Source organism: Candidatus Parakkermansia intestinigallinarum (genome assembly GCF_944389695.1).
Lineage (GTDB): Bacteria > Verrucomicrobiota > Verrucomicrobiia > Verrucomicrobiales > Akkermansiaceae > Akkermansia > Akkermansia intestinigallinarum.
Map to the genome: position 1 here is coordinate 1 of NZ_CALXNG010000016.1, position 20,499 is coordinate 20,499.

Sequence of the window (20,499 nt, forward strand, 5' to 3'; positions counted from 1 at the left end):
CTGCCCCCTGCGTTGTTTTTCTCTTCTTCTCTCTGCTCTGTTGCGGCGTCATTCCACACAATTAGCAGAAGAGCCGAGTTGTCCTTTCGTGCAGCGTGCCAACGAAGAGTTTATTGACAGGCGTACCGATGATGAAAAGCAAGATGCAAAGCGTTGAAAGTTAGCGGATAAAACAGCAAAATAAATGCAAAAACTTCTGGACTCAAGTCCCCATTGTGCTATACTGAAAGATACACCTAAACGTTTAGCAATAATGAGTAACAACTTTCTAAGCAAGTACAGATTCGAGCTTTCAAATAAAGCCCTCCAGCGAGTTGCGCTGCTGATAAAGCTGCACTACGACTTGAAGGAGAGCTTCTTCATTATAGCCAAGAAACACGTCCGGACGGCGAAGCGAAAGAAGAACTATCGGGAAATTGAGATAAAACACAAGGAACTGCAAAGCATCCACGAAAGGCTAATTGAAACAATCAGCCAAATGGAGGGGCTGTTCACCGATATCTTGGAGGAGCTAAAAGTTGCAGCTGATTGTCTCAATCCTGAAAACACAGATACGCCCCATTACGGCTCTGCCTACATTGAAAAGGACGATGTCGAATACTACCTGTCCTTGACAAGCTATCTTCCCACAACAAACAACAACAACACATTATGAACGTATACATCGAAGCTAACTTCAAGCTGGTGAGCACAGGCGAATATCAAACAGTCGAAGTCAAGATTGACGAAGACCTGATTCCATTCGGAGTGCACAAGTTCCTGACCGCTCGATATGGAAAACTTGATTCTCTGAGCTTCCATTTCACCAGAGAAGCTGAGGATTAAACAGAGGATAGGGCAACCTGCTCAGCCGCCCACAAGCCACGTCTGGCACCAAAATAGAAGCTGCAAATTTATTGCGTAATATGCGACTCATTCAAGTAATAAAGAACAGCCTCCCGGATGGAAGGCTGATACTTTATTCGTGCTTATTTCTTTTTATTCTGATTAAACTTGCGTATTACATCTCTATGATGTGACAAGGGGTCATTATAATCCAACGGTATATAATCACCCTTTTGAGATTTGAAATCTTTACAGCGGTTACCCTTGCCATTGGCACACCATGAATATTTGCAGTTGCCGATTGTATCGCCCATCATGCAAGGTCGACAAACAGGCCGCACATTTTCAGGCAACTCCGCCAGTATATACCCTGAATTGTCCGGATCGGCGGCAATATGATTCTTATAATGCTCTTCAAAATATGCCATTAATGCAGGCTCATGCCGTCTGACAGCCTCGGTTAACGCTTTTGCTTGTTTGTTGACTTTAACAAATTCATGCTTTTTTTTCTTCTCATTGAAGGATTTAGCATATTTCATATATGCGTCTTTGTATAAAGTTCCGCTCGATGATATTTTGCTATCGCCAACTAACGATAACAACGCATTTTCCCACTGTTCATCTGTCCATGATGCAAATTTAGCACCCTCTCTCAAGTCCGGCAAATTAGCATCCCAATTTTCTTTTTCTCTTAAATCTCTGAGTTTTTGAAACTTTTTAGTTAACTTCGCTATTTCTTTTTCTATTTTTTCAGGTGTTTTTTTTGCATTTTTAGGATTTGTCGGATCATTCAGAATATTGAGTTGTTCCTGAATTTTATTCATCCGATTGATATTTTTTTCAATTTTCTTTACTTTGTTAGCGGCATCTTTAGCTGTTTTTTTCATCGCCTCGCATTGTTCGGTCATGGCAAGAGCTTCCATGCGATCCGCCAACTCAGTTCTACGCTCCATAATACCGGTAGTCGATGCCGTGCTGTCTACAACCCCCTCAAACGAAAGGAGCGAATTATTCTTGTTTGAATGGTCTTCTACGTGCCTCTTTTCGTGCGCTATAACTCCCGCCTCTACAATAAATAACGGCAGTCCTGTTTTTTGGGCTCCCATTTGCACTACATTAATATCATATCCACCTGTAATGGTGCGATTCGTTTCGGAATACCCCGTTATTTTTCCATCTTTCCAAGATACCGTCAAATCGCAGGCTGAAATAACCCACCCGGCAAGCGCGGAATATTGAGGGGCAAACACCTTACACGTCCAATATCCCCAGCTCTTATCACTATTGTAAACAACTTCACCCGGTGTAGTTTTATAGGTCAAATCCGGGCGAGGTTGCGGTTTAATTTCAATCTTAGGAGCAGAGAATGCCGTACCGGCAGAGCCAAGCAAAAACGACAGACAAGTTACTACTGTTATAGCTGTTTTCTTTATCATGTTCATATTTAAAATAGGATATAAATTCAGGTTCGGCAATGTATCACACAAACATTCTGTACCTCGCCATCAATAGACAAGATAGTCACATCCAACTCTGAAGTCAAGCAAAAATCACCCTATTCTCTTGCGAATGAAAAAAACACTATCTCGTAAAGTATCTTCCCGGTAGTTCGGAGTTTATCACACAGTAGTCTGCACGCTCCGAACAGCCCAAGAGAACATCACCATTGAGGCTCATGATTTGATTATTGAGTACAATGCCCTCAAGGCAGTGGTAATTGCAATGAACCCGAACGTTGTACCCGAGCCAGCTACGGCAACGCTAAGCCTGCTGGCTCTCGCAGGTCTGGCTGCACGCCGCCGCCGTAAGTAATAAGCAACAAGTTCGAGTGGGGTAACCAAGCCCCGCATTGCGCACCCGCCCTAGGTTTCATACTGATGGGCGGGATTTCTTTTTGACACGTGTCCACAAGTATGGACACTCACTTTCATTCCAATACTCACGTTCGTTCTTTCTTCAAATCCATCACGTCCGAGTCTATGGGCTGCGGCCACCCGGACAAAGTTGCAGACGCTATCTCTGATGCCATCCTCGATGCCTGTCTTGAGCAGGATCCAGAAAGCCGTGTTGGCTGCGAGACTCTGGTAAAGGGCAATCAGGTTATCCTTGCCGGGGAAATTACCACCAAGGCAAAGCTGGACTACGAGCAAATAGTGAAAGCCGTAGTTCGCAGCATCGGTTACTGCACAGCTCAGGATGACCCAGTATTCAATTCCGAATCCCTCAACGTGACAAACCTAATCTGCGAGCAAAGCCCCGACATCGCGCTCGGCGTTGATGAAAACACGGGAGCGGGAAAAGAGCAAGGCGCAGGTGACCAAGGCATGATGTTCGGCTACGCTTGCGATGAAACTCCCGAGCTGATGCCAGCCCCCATCATGTTTGCCCATCGAATCATGAGGAAGCTGGAAGAAACAAGGAAGAGCAAAGCTTACGAGTGGCTTCGCCCGGATGCTAAATGCCAAGTGACAGTTGAGTACAATTATGCAGGAAAGCCCAGCCGTATCAGCGCCGTTGTTCTCAGTACTCAGCATGCCCCAGAGGTTTCGAGGGAAGAACTTGAGAGCGTTTGTCGACAAGTCATCACCGCCAGCCTCCCAGCCTCACTTTTATCACCCTCTACTCAATTCCTTATCAACCCCACCGGACGCTTCGTTACAGGTGGCACACAGGCCGATTGCGGTCTGACAGGCCGTAAGATTATCGCCGATACCTACGGCGGCGTAGGGCGCCATGGCGGGGGCGCATTCTCCGGCAAAGACGCCGGCAAGGTTGACCGCAGCGCAGCTTACATGTGCAGATGGGTTGCCAAGCACATCGTGGCAGCAGGATTGGCCAAGCATTGCGAGGTTCAGGTGAGCTATGCGATAGGTAAGGCTGAGCCTGTTTCAGTTGAGGTTTTGAGTGATTGCAAAGCCTTAACTGACGATGAGCTTTCCAGGCGAGTGAAAAAGGTGTTCTCATTCAAGCCCGCCGATATTATCGAAGCTCTGGGGCTGAAGAATCCGATATTCTCGGCTACTACGAATTACGGCCACTTTGGCAAAGCCGACCTGCCTTGGGAGAAAATCAATTCTGAGCGTATTGATATGTTACAAAAAGCATGAACGAAGCATTAAAATGCAATTTGTCTGAGTTGTAGCCCGAACGGAGCGGTAAACTGCCAAAATGGCATTTTTTGCAGTTTTGGCAAAATAAAAACATTGATATATCAATGTTTCTGTTTTTAATGCCGCAAAAAATGATGGCAGAGTCCCTGTGAGTTCGACCCCCTCGAAGGACCCTCGAAAAAAAGGGCACTCTTCGCAAGAAGGGTGCCCTTTTTCATCATACACCTGCGGCTGTGGGGATCGAAGCCACGACAAGCGCAGGTTGTCGTGGGCGAGGACATGCAGTGCATGTCCTCGCCCCTTCGCCCGCGAGACACCTCTCGCAGGGCAGTCTGCGCAGCAGACCGAAGGGGGCGGCCCCGGAGGGGGATCCCCACTGCTCACCCTTGAAAAAAAGGGCACTCTTCGCAAGAAGGGTGCCCTTTTTCATCATTCCCCGTAGGTTGTGGGGATCGAAGCAATCGAAGCCGCGCCGCGGGGGGACTCAGCGACGCCTCAGTCGGGAATAACGATGACCTGACCGACGTGTATCCGCGAAGCTTCAGCCGCCGTCATACCGTTGGCCTGAAGCAGCTCAGAGAGAGAGACACCGTAGCGGCGCGCTATACCGCCGAGAGTCTCGCCCGCCTTCACCGTGTGCGATCCGGGCCCGGCGGCGGGTTCACGGGGCGAATCGGCAGCGTCGGGCGGCTCGGGGCGGCTGCCGTCGGTGATGCGGCCCTCGGCATCGGGAATGAGCAGGACGGCGCCTTGGTTCAGCTCGGTGGCGGGATTAGCCCGGCGCAGCATCTCGACGCTGATGCCGTACTGAGCGGCAATGCTGGGGGCGCTGTCGCCGCGCCGCACGATGTGCTTGACGGCCACGGGGCCGGCTTGGCGCAGCAGAGGCTTGAGCCTCGGCGTCGCGGCAGGGGCTGCAGCGGGGGCGGGATCGGGCTTGGGCTCCGCGGCGGCGGGTTTGCTCACCGGCGGTTCAGGCTGCGCGGCGCTGCGGGTCGGAGCAGGAGCCGGCGCCGCTTTTTCGGTGCGCGCTTTGTTCGGCTTCTGCCCGGCGCTCGCGCTGCGGCCTTCGCGCAGCAGCACCATAGCGTCGAGCTCACCCCCCTCCGCCGCTTTCTGATACCAATCGCGCGACTGTCGGCGATCCGGCGCCGTGCCGGCGAAGCCGATGCGGCAGAAGAGCCCCATGCAGCGCTCGGCGGCGGGCAGACCGCGGGAGGCCGCGCTCTTCACGAGTTTCAGGACGTAGGGGTCGCCCCTGCCGTGGTCGCTGCATTGGCCGTAGATTTTGACGGCGAGGTTGTAGAGTTCATGCGGCGAGGGGTCTTTCCGGGCGAGCATTTCTTCGGCCTCGGCAAACAGGTTCTCGTCGCGCCGAGCGTCGGCGCTCTCCTCCTTGTCATTGCCGAGCAAGCCGCCGTGGACGACGGCGGCCCCGCCGCCGAGAAGCACGAGAGCGGCAAGGATGAAGATGGTGCGGCGGCGGGAGCGACGGGGCTGGTCGTGATGAAACATGGGGAGAGAAGGCGTTGGCGGTTCGCAGGGACGCGCGAGCTCGCCTGCGGCTATGATGCGAGACTACACAAGAGGCGGCGCGAAGTCAAGTGAGAATTGTGCCCGCACCTGCCGCGCCGCCGAGCGGCGCAGGTGTCAGCGTTTGACCTGCAGGTAGATGGTGCAGCGCGCCCGGTAGTCGCTGCAGTCGGTGACGAGGCGCAGGCGCGCGAGCACGGGTTTGGCCGTCGTCTGCGGGGTGACGGTGATGGTGTACTCTCGCCCTTTGCGAACGATGCGGGGCTCGTAGTCGAAGCCTTTGCCGACGAGTTCGGCTCGCTCGATGTTGTGCACGGGCGAGCCTTCCGGGATGGTGATGCGGAGCACCTGCGGCGTGCGCGCAGAGCCCTTCTGCCAGACGAGGCTCGGGCTGCTCACGGTGTAGAGGGCGGGGACGCTGAAGCGGATGGTGAGGCGCGTTGTTTTGCCGTCGGCAGTGCGGGCGTCTATCTGCTTGTCGATGTCGCGGCTGAACTTGGAGCTGTCGACGCGGGCGATGAGGCGGCTGCCGTCGATGCGCGCCGTGATGCAGTCGCAGAGGGGGGTGACTTTCTCGATGCCGACGCCGTCGGTCTCAAAGATGACCGTGACTTCGTTCTGCAGGTAGTCCAGCTTGACGCTGCGGGTGTCGGTTTTGAAGTCGGCGGCGGCGGGCACGGCCGCTAGGGGCAGCAGCGGCAGCAGGGCGAAAAGGAGGAGGGGCTTCATGGGAGGGTGTCGGGTGAAGAATCAGGGGCTCGTCGGGAGTCGGAGGAGTCGGAGGAGTCGGAGGAGGCGGAGAGAGCGGAGGCGGCGGAGGTCTCAGCTCGGCTGCGGGGTGTCGCTGCCGCTCGCAGGCTGCGTCAGCTCAGCGGTCGGCTGAGTCGCCTCAGCGGTCGGCGCGCTTGCTTGGTCGTTCGTTTCTCGGCTTCGGGCCTTGGTTTCTTTTTCGTCGGGGCGCTGCCCGGGCAGGAAGGAGACGAGGAGGAAGAGGGCGGCGGCGATGCAGACGCAGCTGTCGGCGACGTTGAACGAGGGCCAGTGATACATGCCGTCGGGGTTGACGGCCGAGTGGATCCACGGCAGGCCGACGTCGAGGAAGTCGACAACGTAGCCGCGGCTGAGATTTTCAAAAAAGCTGAGTTGTTCGGCTCCGGGCAGGAAGAAGCCCTGAAGCAGGCGATCGGTCATGTTGCCGATGACGCCGGCGAGGATGAGAGCCCAAGCTACTCGGAGAAGGCGCGAGAAGAAGAAGCCGCGGCGGTAGAGTACGATGAGAAAGGCGAGGGCGGCCAGCTGCACGCCGAGGAAGACGTAGGGAGCCCAGAGGGTGCCGTTGCCGAAGCCGAAGGCGACGCCGTTGTTGTGGACGCGCACGATGTCGAAGCAGAGCGCGGCGCTGTCGAAGACCGAGACGTGATCCGTGTAGTAGACGGGAGGCTCGAAGTTGAACACGATGAGCCATTTGCTCACTTGGTCGATCAGGTAGAGGACGACGATGAGGATGATGAGGCTGATCGTGGTGCGACGCGAGGGGGCAGAGGTGGTCATGGTTCCGCTCGGCAGGGTGAGGGGGTGGGTGAATCGGGGAGGAGGGATCAGGGCGGAAAGGCGCGGAGGGAGGGAGAAGGGCGGCCGGAGGAGGGGCGGGCCGGAGGGGGCGCCTTCCCTCCCGCTGGCTCGCTCCCCGTCGGCGGAAGCGCCGGGGAGCGAGCACGGGCAGAGGGGCATCAGCCCAGCACGGCGGCGCAGCGGGCGCAGAGGCCTTCGTCGTTGACGGCGGGCTCGTAGCGGCGGCAGCGCGGGCACATGGCGCAGGGGGTCTTGGCAGCCGTGGCGGCAAGTTCGGCACCGCGGCTGAGGTCAAGGTCGGCGACGATGAAGAATTCTTTGGCGAATTCTTTGTTCTCCAGCAGGGCGACGACAGCGGCATCCTCGCTCTCGGGGATGCTGAGGTGCACGACGGCTTCGTTGTTTTTGCTGAAGGCTTTGGCTTTGACCTGAGCTTCGATGGCGACCTGGATGACGCTCTTGATTTGCTGCAGGCGGGCGAAGGTGGCGCTCAGGCCCGCATCGGCGGCGGGGTCTGCCTCGGGGAAGTCCTGCTCGTGCACGGAGTCACTGTGGCCGGCGTGCTCCCAAGCCTCTTCGCAGGTGAAGGCGAGGATGGGGGCGAGCAGTTTGACCAAGGCGTCGAAGATGCGCGAGAGGGCATACTGTTTGCTCACGCGGCGCGGCGCATCGGCGGCATCGCAGTAGAGGCTGTCTTTGGTGATGTCGATGTAGAGCGCCGAGAGTTCGTTGGTGCAGAACTGGTTGATGGTGGTGAACACCTTGCGGAAGTCGTAGGCCTCGTAGGCGGCGCGCACCTCGCGGATGAGGGCGTTGAGGCGCTCGAGAATCCAAGCGTCGAGGGGTTCGAGCTCCGCCGGCTTTTCGCTCTTGTAGCCCTTGAGGTTGGCCAGCAGGATGCGCAGGGTGTTGCGCAGGCGGCGGTAGGGGTCGGTGATCTGCTTGAAGAGGTCTTCGCCGAAGGGGACTTCGTTCTGCCAGTCGACGCTGCTGACCCACAGGCGCACGATGTCGGCGCCGTACTTCTCGTAGAAGTATTTGGCGTTTGTGGGCTTCTGGTAGCTGCCCTGAGCGCTCTTGGAGATTTTGCTGCGATCTTGGTTGACGACGAAGCCGTGGGTCATGACGGCTTTGTAGGGGGCGCAGCCGCGCCAAGCGCAGGAGAGCATCAGCGAGCTTTGGAACCAGCCGCGGTGCTGGTCGGTGGCTTCGAGGTAGAGGTCGCAGGGGGCGTGGAGTTCGGGGCGCGTCTCGAGGACGGCGACGTGCGATGAGCCCGAGTCGATCCAGACGTCGAGGGTGTCTTTGCCCTTGCGGAGGCCGGCGGGCAGGCCGAGGCGCTCGCAGAGTTGCTCGCTGCTGAGCTCAAACCAGATGTTGGTGCCCTTCTCTTCGACGAGGTCGGCGACTTTGCGGACGATGTCGGCGCGCAGCACGGGCTTGTCTTCCGCGTCGAAGAAGACGGGCAGCGGCACGCCCCAAGTGCGCTGGCGGCTGATGCACCAGTCGGGGCGGGCTTCGACGGTGCCGTAGATGCGGTTGCGCCCCCATGCGGGCAGCCACTGAGTTTTGTCGATTTGCTCGAGGGCGACGGGGCGCAGTTTCTCCATGCTGATGAAGAATTGCTTGACGGCGCGGAAGATGATGGGCGTCTTGGAGCGCCAGCAGTGCGGGTATTGGTGGGTGAACTCTTCGCGGCCGAGCAGGCGCTCGCGCTCGACGAGCATGGTGATGACGTCTTCGTTGCTGTCAAAGACGTGTTTGCCGACGAGGGCGGGCACGCCGCATTCGGCGGTGTAGCAGCCGTCGTCATCGACGGGCGAGAGCACGCCGAGGCCGTACTGCATGCCGACGTTGTAGTCGTCGGCGCCGTGGCCCGGGGCGATGTGCACGGCACCCGTGCCGGTGTCGGTCGTCACGAACTGGCCCATGATGATGAGCGAGTCGCGGTCGAGGAAGGGGTGGCGGGCATGGCGATTCTCGAGCTCCTGCCCCTTGAAGGTGGTGAGCTCTTCTTCAAGGCTCCAGCCGGTCTTGGCGCAGAAGGTTTCGATGAGTTCGCGCACGACGATGAAGTTGCGCCGGGCGCCGTCTTTGGCGTAGCGAGCGACGACGTAGGTGAAGTCGGGGTGCAGCGCGATGCCGAGGTTGCTGGGCAGGGTCCAGGGAGTCGTCGTCCAGATGACCATGTCGCAGGTGACGCCGTTGACGGGGGCATCCATCGGGAAGGCGACGAAGATGGCCGTGGAGGTGTCCTCCATGTACTCGACTTCGGCTTCGGCGAGGGCGGTGTGGTGCGCGTAGCTCCACTGCACGGGCTTGAGCGACTGGTAGACGGCGCCGTCTTCGACGAGTTTGGCAAAGACGCGCAGAATCCAGGCTTCGTAGCCGGGCTGCATGGTGATGTAGGGGTTGAACCAGTCGCCGAAGACGCCGAGGCGGCGGAAGGAGACGCGCTGCTGGTCGATGAAGCCGAGCGCGAACTCGGTGCAGCGGCGGCGGATCTCGGCGGGCTCAAGGCCTTGGAATTCTTTGACGACTTTGGCCTCGATGGGCAGGCCGTGGCAGTCCCAACCGGGGATGAAGGGGGCGTAGTAGCCGGCCATGGTCTTGCTCTTGACGATGATGTCCTTGAGCACTTTGTTCAGCGCGGTGCCCATGTGCACGTCGCCGTTGGCGAAGGGGGGGCCGTCGTGCAGGATGAAGCTCGGAGCTCCCTGCGCCTTGCGGCGCTCCGTAATTCGCTCGTAGAGCTTCTCTGACTCCCATTTCTCGAGGCGGGCCGGCTCTTTGGTCGTGAGGTCACCACGCATGGGGAAGGTGGTGTCCGGCAGGAAGATTGTGTTCTTGTAGCTCTTGGCGGGCGTGCTCATACGCGCGCTAATATACGCCCGACGCTCTGAAAAGTCAAACCATTATAGATTTCGGGACGAGGCTTTCGCGCCCGACGGTGCATTTTGTCCCGCTGAAACGACGGCGCCGCTGCCCGATGGGTTCTCGGGCAGCGGCGGCGGATCGCGGCGGATGCGATTCTCCGAGCTGAGGTTCAGCCTTGGCGGAGGATCTCGAGTTTCTGCGCGTCGAGCATCTCCCAAGGCAGGTCGGCTTTGGTGAAGTGGCCGTAGTTGGTGGTGCGCTTGAAGATGGGGCGCTTGAGGCCGAGGGCGGCGGTCATGTCGGCCGGCTTGAAGGAGAAGGCTTTGTTGACGCGGCGGATGATTTCTTCTTCGGGCAGTTTGGAGGTGCCGTAGGTTTGCACGTCGAGCATGATGGAGACGGGCGCGGCTTTGCCGATGGCGTAGGCGACTTGGAGTTCGCAGCGGTCGGCCAGCCCGGCGGCGACGATGTGCTTGGCGACCCAGCGGCACATGTAGGCGCCGGAGCGGTCGACTTTGCTGCAGTCTTTGCCGGAGAAGGCGCCGCCGCCGTGGCGACCCATGCCGCCGTAGGTGTCGACGATGATTTTGCGCCCGGTGAGGCCGGAGTCGCCGTGGGGGCCGCCGATGACGAAGCGCCCGGTGGGGTTGATGTAGAATTCGGTCTCGGGGGTGATGAGTTCGGCGGGCAGGACGCGGCAGATGAGTTCGCGGCAGAAGCGGCGGATGGTGTCGTTGTCGACGTCTTCGGTATGCTGGGTGCTCAACACGACGTTGAGGATGCGGGAGGGTTTGCCGTCCGCTCCGTATTCGACGGCGACCTGGCTCTTGCTGTCGGGGCGCAGCCAAGCGACTTCGCCGCTGTGGCGCACGCGGGCGAGCTCGATCATGATGCGGTGCGAGAACATGATGGGCGCGGGCATGAGCTCGGGGGTTTCGTTGGAGGCGTAGCCGAACATGATGCCCTGGTCGCCGGCTCCCTGCTCGCTGCCTTCTTTGCCGTCGGCCTCGCGGGCATCGACGCCTTGCGCAATGTCGGGGCTCTGGGTGGAGAGGTAGTTGGTGATGTCGACGCTTTCGGCGTTGAAGACGGGGTCGTCGCCGGCGTTGCGGTAGCCGATGGCGCGGATGGTGTCGCGCACGATGGCTTCGTAGTCGACGCGGGCTTGGGTGGTGATTTCACCGGCGAGGATGACGTGGCTGTCTTTGACGAGGGTTTCGCAGGCGACGCGGCTGTCGGGGTCTTGCTCCAGGCAGGCGTCGAGGATGGAGTCGGAGATGAGGTCGGCGACTTTGTCGGGGTGGCCTTCGCCGACGGATTCCGAGGTGAAGATGTGCAGGTGTTTCATATGCGTTCTTTATTCAGGCTGTGAAGATTGAAAGCGTGTCAGTCCGCTGGGCAGGCCCGCGCGGTGCCGACCGATGCCGGCGAGGACGGAGACGGCGATGGCGGCGCAGTAGTGGCTGTGCTCGGGGCGCCAATCGAACATGCAGCGCAAGGCGTCCCAGAGCAGGGTGACCTCGTTGCGGTAGGGCTGGGCTTGGATGTGGAAGCAGCGCAGGCCGATGTTGTACAGGCGGTGGCATTCCTCCCGCGTGAGGAAGTTGTAGCGGCATTCGCCGGGGGGCGCGAGCGGAGCGCCCGGCGATGCAAGGCAGCCGACGCGCGCGCACAGGCGGGCTATTTGCTCGGGCAATTCCATGTCGCAGGGTCGAGCGCGGCGAGCTGAGAGCAGCTGAAGGTGGTCGCGCCGCACGGGGCAATGCCGCAGGCAGGGGTCGTTGACGACGGCGTCGAAACGCAGCGGGGCGCTGAGTTGCTCGGTCAGGCCGGGGCGCACGGCGTCATCGGGGTGCAGCATGAGTCTGGTGTAGAGCTGCCCGAGGCGCTCGTAGAGCTCGGGGGTTCTCTTGCCGGGTTCCGCGACGAGGCGGTTGACGTGGCAGATGAGGGCCAGCTTCGGGAAGCGCGCACGCAGGCGGCGGGCCAGTTCGTCGTTGGCCACACAGACGGCGTTGCGGCGAGCGTCGGCTTGCACGAGCAGCTCGACGAGTTTCATGCCGTAGGGGTCATTGAGTTCGTCCGGGCTGATGCGCGGCCGATCGAAGATGAGGGTGAGTCCGCGCTCGAGCGCGGCGTACTGCCGGATGAGGGCGGCGGCCCGGCTCAGGCTGTAGGGGGCGCGGGGTTCGTGCCAGTCGAGGCTCCAGAGGCAGGGCGGAGCGCCCGCAAACTGGGTGACGATTCTCGGGGCTCCCTGCTCTTCCAGCTGAGTGCTCAGTTCGATGAGTCCGGCGTCCCAGCGGAAGGCGCCTTCGAGAATCCAGCGTGCGTCGGGCATGTCGTCCGCGACGAGGAAGGCACAGCGCTGCCGGGCTTCGGCGCGGGTGATTGGGTCTGCATGTGCTCTCATCTCGGGGAAGCGGGGCTGAGGGATTCCCAGAAGCGAACGCCGGCGGCGTGCATGCTGTTTTGCGTTGCGGTGTCGCTGCGCAGGATGAGGCGCAGCAGGTCGGTGAGCAGGGGCGCGGCGTTGGCATGCCCGCGGCCCTGAAGTTTGAAGTGGCGGAAGCCCATGTCGTAGAGGGCATCGAGTTCCGGCTCGTTGAGGGCGAGCACGCGCCGCGTTTCGTCGCTCAGCAGGGTGTGCAGCTCTCCGCAGCCGTTGCCGGCTTTGGCCTTCATGAAGTGCGAGTCGTCGTAGCTCAGGAAGTTGAGGGCGTATTCGGAGAGGGTGCGGTAGTGGTAGGGGCGAATCGGGCAGTTGCGGATGCAGTATTCGTTGATGATCAGGATGTATTTATCCTTATCCTCAAGTTTCTCCAAGAGCTCGGGGCGGCGGACGTCGTCGGGGTGCACCATGACTTCGTCGTATTCGTCGGCGAGGCGGCGGTAGACGTCGGGGTTGCGAACGGGCTCGTTGTTGGTGATGTGCAGGACGGAGGAGACCAGTCGCAGCTCCGGGTACTCGCGCCGGATGAGTTCGCGCAGCCCGTCGTTGGCGACGATGACGGCGTTGCGGGCGGTGGGGTTGTTCCGGCTGAAGAATCGGCAGAGGGCATGCCCGACGGGGTCCTTGAGTTCGCGCGGGCCGAGCAGCAGGTTGGTGAAGGTGAGGTAGACGCTGATGCCGAGCCTAGCGTAGGCGAGCCCGGCTTCGCGGATGTCTTCCGCTTCGCGCATCATGTGCGACAGGACGCGCCCGCTGTTCCACGGGCAGAGGGGAGCGCCGTGCACGATGTGAAAGGGCTCGAGGGAGAGGGCGTCGCGGCAGTACTCGTAAAAGGCCACGAGCTCCCGATCATCGACGAAGGCGCCGGAGACATCCCAGACGGCTTCGGGGCGATGGGGGTGCAGGTATGGTGAGCCGGCTTTCATGCGTCGTTAGTGTAGCAGCTGAGGGGGTGCGCTTCAAGCTCAATCGGCGGCTGTGTCGAAATCAGCTCAGGCGGCAGCCGAGGCCGGCGCTGTCGGCTCTGATGTCGAGCAGGGCGAAGGCGTTGTCATCCAAGCTGTCGAGGACTTCAAAGTCGGCTTCGCTGTAGACGGCGTAGTATTCGGCGCCCCAGAGTCGGGCGACTTCCGCGAGGTTGTACGGCGGCGGTTGCACCATGAGGCGGCGCAGCTCGTCATCGAGTTCGGGGCGGTCGGCGAGGCCGGCGCCTCCGTTATTGAGGACGGCGACGATGCGTTTGCCGGCAGAAAGCTGCGGCAGGAGGCTCGCGGCGCCGAGGTCGCGCAGGAGGGCGAGGTCTCCGGTGAGGCAGCAGGCGAGGGATGCGTCGGCGGCGTTGCCGAGGAAGGCGGCGATGGTGCCGTCGCTGCCGCTGTTGGCGGTGTTGGCCCGCAGGTAGACGGTGGGGACACGCAGCTGGGCGTAGCGGTTCCAGAGCTCGGTGCAGCTGCCGCTGCCCAGGCAGAGGACGTCGGCGATGCAGACGTGGTTGGAGAGGTAGCGCACCATGGCGGCTTCCGATTCGGGCGCGGCCAGCATGGCTTCTTCCACCTGCCCTGCGTGGTGACGGCTGCGGCTCAGGAGGCGATTGACGTCGCCGACGTGGGGCACGTCGCCTAGGGCTTTCATGATTTGTTCAAGGTCGCCTTCGATGACGTGGCTGCGGCGGCTCAGGCCGGAGAAGCCGGTGCGGGTGACGGAGTAGACGTCGGTCTGCGGCAGTTGCTCGAGCTGTTTCCAGAAGCGCCCGGTTGGCACGTCGCCGATGCGCAGGACGTAGCGGGGCGGGCTCTTGCACAGCCAGTCGTCGCCGCCGTGCAGCAAGAGAGCCGAGAGTTCTTCGCGCAGGCCGCTGGAGGCTTCGGCCAGCAGGGGGACGCGCAGGGTCTGCGCCAGCCAGAGGGCCGGTTCCTGTTCGCCGGGTTCGAGGGCGCCGATGATCAAGACGAGACCCTCGCGCGAGCGGAAGCGCAGCATCTGGGAGAGTTCGACGAGCGAGCCGTGGAAGCGCGGGGCCTGCGGGGCCGGCCCGGGCTCCAGCGTGCTGTAGTCGCCGCTCAGGGCGACGCCTTCGCCCATGCAGATGTTGAGGTGGATGGGGAAGCCTTCGCTGAAGAGTCCGGCGAGGTCGGGCAGGTCGGAGACGGCGCAGGGCAGCGTGATGTCGAGGCTGGGGGCGTACATGCCGAACATGCCCTCGTGTTCGATGCAGCCCGGGCGGGCGGCTGCTCCGGCGTGCTCGGCGGGCTCGACGGTGACGATGACGAGGGGGCGGCGCTGGTAATAGGCTTCGACGACGGCGGGGGCGAGGGCGGCGGCTGCCGTGCCGCTGCCGGCAACGACGGCGACGGGGCGGCCGGTGGCCTGCATGCGCCCGATGGCGAAGTAGGCGGCGGTGCGCTCATCGCTCTGGCTCCAGCGGTGGATGAGCGGGCAGTCGGCCAGGGCGCGTATGGCGTTGCCGTTGTGTTCTCCGGGGCAGCAGACCCACTCGGCAAGGCCGCCGATGGTGCAGCAGGCGATGAGGTTTTTCATGGGGGGAGGCGGCGTATCAGTTCGGGGTGGCGGCGTCGGGCTGCGGCAGGGCAACGGGGCTGCCCATGTGCAGGGGTTCGCGCTGAGAGATGAGGTCGTAGAGCATCGAGATGCGCGCGCAGCGCTCGCGCAGGGCTTGGCGCAGGCGGCTGCTGCGCCCCATGCCTCGCTCGGAGGCTTCGTATCCCTCGGCGTCTATCCCCATGCTGCGGGCGATGGCGACGGCGCGGCGCACGTGGCCGGGCTGGCTGACGATGAGCATTTTGTCTGCCCCGAAGATTCTGTTGGCGCGCACGACGGAGTCGTAGGTGCAGAGCCCGGCGAAGTCTTCGATGATGAGTTCGCGGGGCACGCCGCGCTCGACGAGGGCCTCGCGCATGTCTCGCGGCTCGTTGTAGTAGGGGCTGCTGTTGTCGCCCGACACGATGATGCAGCTGAGCTTGCCGGCCTGCCAGAGTTCAACGGCGGCTTCGATGCGGTAAATGAAGTAGAGGTTGTTGTAGGGGCCGATTTTCTTCGAGCAGCCGAGCACGAGCCCGACGCGCTTATCGTCGCCGCACTGCGCGGCACTGCTGTGGCAGTGGGCGTCGGCCATGATGAGCGTGTATGCTTCGGCCGCCGCCACCAGCAAGCCCGCCAGCAGGAGGGCGAGGAAGGCGGCGACGATGAGGCGCGTGTATCTGAGGCGCAGCGACAGCATGATCGGCTCGGCGGTCTGTCTCAATCAATGGGTATCACTTGGATGCGCGTGGTCAGCTCGTGAGTCTCGCCGCAGCGCAGCATGATGTTTTCAGCCGGAACGACGCCGGTCTCGACGCAGAGGAAGTGCTGCTGCTCTCCCTCGCCGAGGTCGGGCATGCCGGCGGCCAGTTCGGCGCCGGGGTTCCAGACGATGCACGAGCCGGAGCCTGCCCGGCTGATGCGGATGCTGCGCTTCCGGCCCGGGTCGTGAATCGTCAGTTCGGCGTTTTCCGAGACGGGGCAGTAGATGCGGTCGATGTTGCCGGCGGGGATGAGCGGGTCTTCGAGGTGAGGCACGGGTTTGGCGGCGTACTCGGTGAAGGCGCATTCCTCCAGCCCGGTCAGAGCGATCTTCTCGTAGTCGCTCACGGCGTAGTAGCAGTGCATGGCGGCCGAGAAGTGCATGGCCTGCGGCACGTCCATGGTCATGAGGCTCAGGGTCAGTTCGTTGCCGATTTCCATGGCGAGGGCTGCGCTGGGAGTCATGTTGTCCGCCGGCGGCAGAGCCAGCAGCAGGCGCACGCGACCGTCTTCCTGCTCTTCCTGCGCGGCGAGCTGCCAGAGCGAGGTGCGCGCGACGCCGTGGGTCGGCAGCGAGGCGTCTTGCGGGTGCTTGCCGAACCAGGGCCAGCAGATCGGGATGCCGCCCCGCAAGGCTTTCCCCCGGCGAAAGACGGCGCGAGGGCTCATGTAGATGACGGGTTGCTGCCCGGCGGGCGTCCAGCTGAGCAGCTGAGCGCCGTAAAGGGATACTTCGGCGCTGCACAGCGCCGTTTCGATGCGGATAACGGGAAAGTCTTCTCCGTGCGGATATTCGGTGGTGACCATGGCTCGGCGCCATTGTATCAGATTGCAGCGCGTCAGGCAAGCGGTAAGCGGGTCATGTCGCTCCGCCGTTTCCGCGCGCAGCGCTCACTGGTCCGGATCGCTGTTGTCTCGCCCCAGAATGGAGCGGGTGTTCATGATGTTTTTGTTGTAGTAGTCGCGGTAGTTGCGGACGGGAGGCGCCGGCGTGCGGTCGCGCCGGGTTTCAAAGTAGCCGCTTTCCGTCTCGCGATGGTAGCTGCTGCCCGAGGTGCCGTAGACGACGTCGGTGCCGGACATGGCCTGCCCTTCGAGCGCCGAGCGGCTGTCGCTGCCGCTGTAATTTTCATGAGCCAGCCCGCGGCTGCCGTTCATGAAGTCGGGGCGCAGATCCTTGCTGTACGAGCTCGTGCGGCCGCCGGTGAACTCGCGGCGGTCGCCGTACTCGCGCCTCCCGTCGTAGTGCCGGTCGGCAAAGGCGCTCTCGCCGCCGCCGCTGTAGCGCGACGTGCCGTAGCGCTCTTCGGTGCCGCGGGCGCTGTTGAGGTCTTTTTGATAGCGGCTGACGCGGTGAGAAACGGCTTCGGGCACGCCGTCCTCGTTCTTCTTGAGGCTGAAGCCCGAGTTGATGCGCTCCTCGAAGCTCGACATGATGTCCGTCTCCTTGCCGGGCTCTTTCTCCTTGACTTCATTGCCGTACTCGTCGTACACCGTCCGCACGGAATGGCAGGCGGTGAGCAACAGAGCCAAGGCAAGCGCGTATCTCATCAGCGCTCAGTATAGCTGTTTCACCCGCACATGGCAAACCTTTTTTCCGCCGGGGGCGACTTCCGCGCTGTGCCTTGCTGCTCAGAGCCACCGATGATGCCCCCGAGCTTCCGCCGGACGCGATTCTCCCGACGCGATGCGCCGGGCGCCCCTCACTTGAAGAGGCGGCGGAAGGCGGCCGTGACGGCCATACCGGCGCGGCCGAGGCCGCCGGCTTCCTTGAGCACGAGCCACTCCGTATCGCGCCTGAACGGCGCGCGGCAACGCGGCACGTCAATATGCTCGACGATGTTGCGCAGGAAGGCGCGCAGTCGGCTGCGCCAGTCGAAATCAAAGCCGTCGAGCAGGGGCTTTTCGGCCAAAATGCTGCGGTAGGCTTCGTCATTTTCATCCAGATAGCGAATGTAGGCAATCAGCTCGGCGGTGCTGCGGAAGTCATCGACGTTGATGACGGACTTGGGGTTGATGCATTCGGGGATGCAGCCCTTGTAAATGGGCACGGAGCCGGCCAGAAGGGGCTCGATGAGTTTCTCGGTGCAGTAGCCTTCGCCGTAGGTGTTCTCCCAAGCAATGGTGAACTTGTATTGCCTGATGAAGCTCTGCTTGCTCGACGAACGGACATTCGAGTAGCGGCCTCCCAACTCGGGCGCCTCCATGTTGTGCAGCACCCGCCCCGGGCAATCGACATGCTTGTACTCCATGAGCTGCTTGCAGAAGTCGAGGCGCTCGCGCGTGCCGATGTAGCGCGCCTTGTTGTTCGAATAGATGAAATTGCAGAAGCGCGTCTTGGCTTCCGCCAGTTGCGGCGCGCGATCATTGATGCCGCTCAGATCAAAACCGTACTCCCAAGGAGCAATGCGCAGGTAGCGATCCCCGTAGCTCATGGGCTGGCAGGAGATGGCGTAGTCGCACTCATTGAAGTTCGGATGGACGTTCTCGAGGCAGAGAAAAAGCCGCCGGGCATTCTCCGGCATCCGCGTGAAATTCCGCGAGAAGCATGAATAGACGACCAGCTGCGGATTTCGGGTATCAATCACGGGATTGCAAACCGCCGCAAGATCGGGAAGGTAGGCGCAGGGGTCGCAGATGCTTTCCGGCAGATCACAACTGCAGGTGCGTATGGTGGGTAGGGTCTGGTTCATGGGGACGAAGATGCTGTTCGAGACCGCGGCTTGCCTTCCGTGCCTCAACCGCGCTCCGCTATTCTAGCCTATATCCTGCGTTGCTGCAAGATATTTCATACCCGTAAGATCTTCCGCTCATCACCGCTCATCACCGCTCATCACCGCTTGTGGGGTCGGCGCCGACCGCACGCTTCTTCGGCGCGCAAGGCCCCGGCCGCCGAGTCTCCGCCGGGCACCGAACGCAGAGAGGGGAGGCTCACGCGAGCCTCCCCTCCCCTGAAGGTTGTTGATTCGATGTTGTGTTGTCTACCTGAGCCGCGGCTTCAGTCGTAGCGGCCGCTCCGGATCAGTCGGATCTGGGCATTCACCTCGCGCGTCCACATGCGCGAGCTGGTGCAGTAGTGGCGACCGATCTGCTCGACGGTCACACGTCCCTTGTCGCGATAATTGCCCAGAATACGTCCCAGATCGTGCACACAAGCTTCTTTGCTCTCGTAGCGGCGCTGTCCCTTGCGGCCCATGATGCCGGCAAGGTTGTTCTTGGTGCGCGCGGCACGTGAGGTGGCATGCCCCGACTCAAGCCTGATGATGGCTTCCATCAACACGGGGTCCACTCCATTGGCTTCTGCTGCCTGTTTGATGACGGGGCGCAGGTCCGTGACAGCATCAGCTGCCTCGCCCATCGGCACTCCCATCAGCACGACAGCCGTCAGAATCGTCAATGCTAACTTCATGTCGCGGCGCATCCTAGCACGGAAGGTTGAAATTGTCAACAGAAAATCGACAAGAGCTTTAATGATGCCGTGTTACACTGATAACATCTAATTTACGTTAAGGAAATTCCCGGCTTGCACACGGGCTTTTTATTCACGATAATACCTTGTTGATAAAACGCTAAGACAAGCAGATAAGAAAGGCGCCAAAGTAGTCGATTTTCACCCGTTTCGTTATTCCGTTTACCCGCTTTTTCACCGCGTTTCGCCCGTTTTATGACAGAAGCGAGCGATTCGGGCGCGGCAGGCGGCCCTCAGCGCCCCTGTTCGCGGCGCAGGCGCAGCTGCCCGCAGGCGGCGTTGATGTCGTGTCCCTTTTCGTAGCGCATCGTGACGGGAATGCGCTCGGCAATCAGGGCGCGGCAGAAGGCGCGGCACTCGGCTTCGCTCGGGCGCACCCAAGGGAGACCCTCGACGGTGTTGTAGGGGATGAGATTGACCTTGGCGCGAAGCTCGCGGGCGATGGCGGCGAGTTTGTGCGCCTCGGGCAGCATGGCGTTGACATCTTTGATGAGGATGTACTCGAGCGTCACCATGTGCTTGCTGGTGCGCGTCCATTCCTTGAGCGCGGGGATGAGCTCGCGCAGCGGCCACTTTCGGTTGACGGGCATGACGCGATCGCGCACGGCGTCATCGGCGCCGTGCAGCGAGACGGCCAGGCGCAGCGGCTTGCCGAAGGCCGCCAGGCGGCGAAGACCGGGCACGTTGCCGGAGGTCGAGACGGTGATGTGGCGCGCGCCGATATTGAGCGCCTGCTGATCAAGGATGATGCCGAGGGCCTTGAGCAGGTTGTCGATGTTGTCGAGCGGCTCGCCCATCCCCATGAAGACGAGGTTGTCGATGCGCTCGCCGGCGATTTGCTCCGCCAGCAGAATCTGCGCGAGAATCTCCGAAGCCGTCAAGTGGCGCGTAAAGCCGAGCAGGCCGCTGGCGCAAAAGCGGCAGCGAAAGGCGCAGCCCACCTGCGATGACACGCAGAGGGTGAGGCGGCTGCTCAACGCTCCCCCCTGCCCTTCGGAGGCGGGAATGATGACGGATTCAATGAGATGCCCGTCACCGAGGCGCGAGAGAAACTTGCGGGTGGCGCCGCTGCCGCTCTGCGAGACTTCGACGAGCTCCAGCGGGCGCAGGCGGAAGCGCGAGGCGAGCTGCTCGCGAAGCGCGGGCGGCAGGTTGCTCATCGACGCGAAATCGGCGGCGCGGTGCTTCCACATCCACTCCATCAGCTGCGCGGCGCGAAAAGGCTTCTGACCGAGCTCCGCCAGCAGAGCGACGAGAGCGTCGCGGTTGTATTCAAGCAGGCAGGGGCGCAGCCCCGAGGGCTCGGGGGCGGCGGCGGAGGCTGGGGCTGAGGCTTCATCGCTCATGGCGCGGAGGAGCGG

Annotated in this window: 19 protein-coding genes; 4 read left to right on the top strand and 15 right to left on the bottom strand. The window is 61.2% G+C overall.

Annotated features, from left to right (window positions below; genetic code table 11):
- The first annotated feature begins 184 nt into the window (after positions 1-184).
- Positions 185-655 carry a hypothetical protein gene (locus AC6UAL_RS05825; RefSeq protein WP_500682431.1) on the top strand — a complete coding sequence of 157 codons (471 nt, stop codon included), beginning with the start codon at positions 185-187 and terminating at the stop codon, positions 653-655.
- Positions 652-825: a hypothetical protein gene (locus tag AC6UAL_RS05830; RefSeq protein WP_500682432.1), complete on the top strand. Its 174-nt coding sequence runs from the start codon at positions 652-654 to the stop codon at positions 823-825. The genes AC6UAL_RS05825 and AC6UAL_RS05830 overlap by 4 nt, the downstream gene beginning before the upstream one ends.
- Before the next feature lie 143 nt (positions 826-968).
- Here AC6UAL_RS05830 and AC6UAL_RS05835 read toward each other — a convergent pair whose 3' ends face one another.
- On the bottom strand, positions 969-2,261 hold the full coding sequence (locus AC6UAL_RS05835; RefSeq protein WP_500682433.1) for a hypothetical protein: 1,293 nt from the start codon (positions 2,259-2,261) through the stop codon (positions 969-971).
- A gap of 286 nt (positions 2,262-2,547) precedes the next feature.
- On the opposite strand from AC6UAL_RS05835, the gene AC6UAL_RS05840 reads away from it, so the two are divergent.
- Both AC6UAL_RS05840 and metK (AC6UAL_RS05845) read left to right on the top strand, forming a co-directional pair.
- On the top strand, positions 2,548-2,637 hold the full coding sequence (locus AC6UAL_RS05840) for a PEP-CTERM sorting domain-containing protein (protein ID WP_500682466.1): 90 nt from the start codon (positions 2,548-2,550) through the stop codon (positions 2,635-2,637).
- Positions 2,638-2,738: 101 nt separating this feature from the next.
- Complete coding sequence (metK, locus tag AC6UAL_RS05845) at positions 2,739-3,932, top strand: methionine adenosyltransferase (protein ID WP_500682467.1); 1,194 nt, start codon at positions 2,739-2,741, stop codon at positions 3,930-3,932.
- Positions 3,933-4,430: 498 nt separating this feature from the next.
- On the opposite strand, the gene AC6UAL_RS05850 is transcribed toward metK (AC6UAL_RS05845), so the two are convergent.
- The 14 genes from AC6UAL_RS05850 to rlmN all read right to left on the bottom strand — a co-directional run bounded on the left by AC6UAL_RS05850 (position 4,431) and on the right by rlmN (position 20,484).
- Positions 4,431-5,450: a LysM peptidoglycan-binding domain-containing protein gene (locus AC6UAL_RS05850; protein ID WP_500682434.1), complete on the bottom strand. Its 1,020-nt coding sequence runs from the start codon at positions 5,448-5,450 to the stop codon at positions 4,431-4,433.
- A 135-nt stretch (positions 5,451-5,585) separates the two neighbouring features.
- Complete coding sequence (locus AC6UAL_RS05855) at positions 5,586-6,197, bottom strand: hypothetical protein (RefSeq protein ID WP_500682435.1); 612 nt, start codon at positions 6,195-6,197, stop codon at positions 5,586-5,588.
- Between the two features lie 93 nt (positions 6,198-6,290).
- A complete protein-coding gene (locus AC6UAL_RS05860) occupies positions 6,291-7,019 on the bottom strand; it encodes a signal peptidase II (RefSeq protein ID WP_500682436.1) in 729 nt (242 codons plus the stop codon).
- Between the two features lie 179 nt (positions 7,020-7,198).
- A complete protein-coding gene (ileS, locus tag AC6UAL_RS05865; protein ID WP_500682437.1) occupies positions 7,199-9,913 on the bottom strand; it encodes an isoleucine--tRNA ligase in 2,715 nt (904 codons plus the stop codon).
- Between the two features lie 173 nt (positions 9,914-10,086).
- The gene (gene metK / locus AC6UAL_RS05870) at positions 10,087-11,265 is read right to left on the bottom strand and encodes a methionine adenosyltransferase (RefSeq protein WP_500682438.1); all 1,179 of its coding nucleotides are present in this window, start codon (positions 11,263-11,265) and stop codon (positions 10,087-10,089) included.
- 9 nt (positions 11,266-11,274) lie between these two features.
- Positions 11,275-12,330 carry a hypothetical protein gene (locus AC6UAL_RS05875; protein ID WP_500682439.1) on the bottom strand — a complete coding sequence of 352 codons (1,056 nt, stop codon included), beginning with the start codon at positions 12,328-12,330 and terminating at the stop codon, positions 11,275-11,277.
- Positions 12,327-13,295: a hypothetical protein gene (locus AC6UAL_RS05880; RefSeq protein WP_500682440.1), complete on the bottom strand. Its 969-nt coding sequence runs from the start codon at positions 13,293-13,295 to the stop codon at positions 12,327-12,329. The genes AC6UAL_RS05875 and AC6UAL_RS05880 overlap by 4 nt, the downstream gene beginning before the upstream one ends.
- A 61-nt stretch (positions 13,296-13,356) precedes the next feature.
- Entirely contained in the window at positions 13,357-14,907 is a 1,551-nt protein-coding gene (locus AC6UAL_RS05885) for a thiamine pyrophosphate-binding protein (RefSeq protein WP_500682441.1), read from the bottom strand.
- A 16-nt stretch (positions 14,908-14,923) separates the two neighbouring features.
- Positions 14,924-15,631 (bottom strand): SanA/YdcF family protein, encoded by a 708-nt coding sequence (locus AC6UAL_RS05890; protein WP_500682442.1) that lies wholly within the window; start codon positions 15,629-15,631, stop codon positions 14,924-14,926.
- Positions 15,628-16,476 (bottom strand): D-hexose-6-phosphate mutarotase, encoded by an 849-nt coding sequence (locus AC6UAL_RS05895; protein WP_500682443.1) that lies wholly within the window; start codon positions 16,474-16,476, stop codon positions 15,628-15,630. The genes AC6UAL_RS05890 and AC6UAL_RS05895 overlap by 4 nt, the downstream gene beginning before the upstream one ends.
- Before the next feature lie 84 nt (positions 16,477-16,560).
- Complete coding sequence (locus AC6UAL_RS05900; protein ID WP_500682444.1) at positions 16,561-17,220, bottom strand: hypothetical protein; 660 nt, start codon at positions 17,218-17,220, stop codon at positions 16,561-16,563.
- 152 nt (positions 17,221-17,372) lie between these two features.
- Entirely contained in the window at positions 17,373-18,362 is a 990-nt protein-coding gene (locus AC6UAL_RS05905; protein WP_500682445.1) for a glycosyltransferase family 10 domain-containing protein, read from the bottom strand.
- 305 nt (positions 18,363-18,667) lie between these two features.
- Positions 18,668-19,078, bottom strand: coding sequence for a glucosaminidase domain-containing protein (locus tag AC6UAL_RS05910; protein WP_500682446.1), 411 nt, complete (start codon positions 19,076-19,078; stop codon positions 18,668-18,670).
- Between the two features lie 293 nt (positions 19,079-19,371).
- Positions 19,372-20,484 carry a dual-specificity RNA methyltransferase RlmN gene (gene rlmN, locus AC6UAL_RS05915; RefSeq protein WP_500682447.1) on the bottom strand — a complete coding sequence of 371 codons (1,113 nt, stop codon included), beginning with the start codon at positions 20,482-20,484 and terminating at the stop codon, positions 19,372-19,374.
- Positions 20,485-20,499 lie beyond the last annotated feature (15 nt).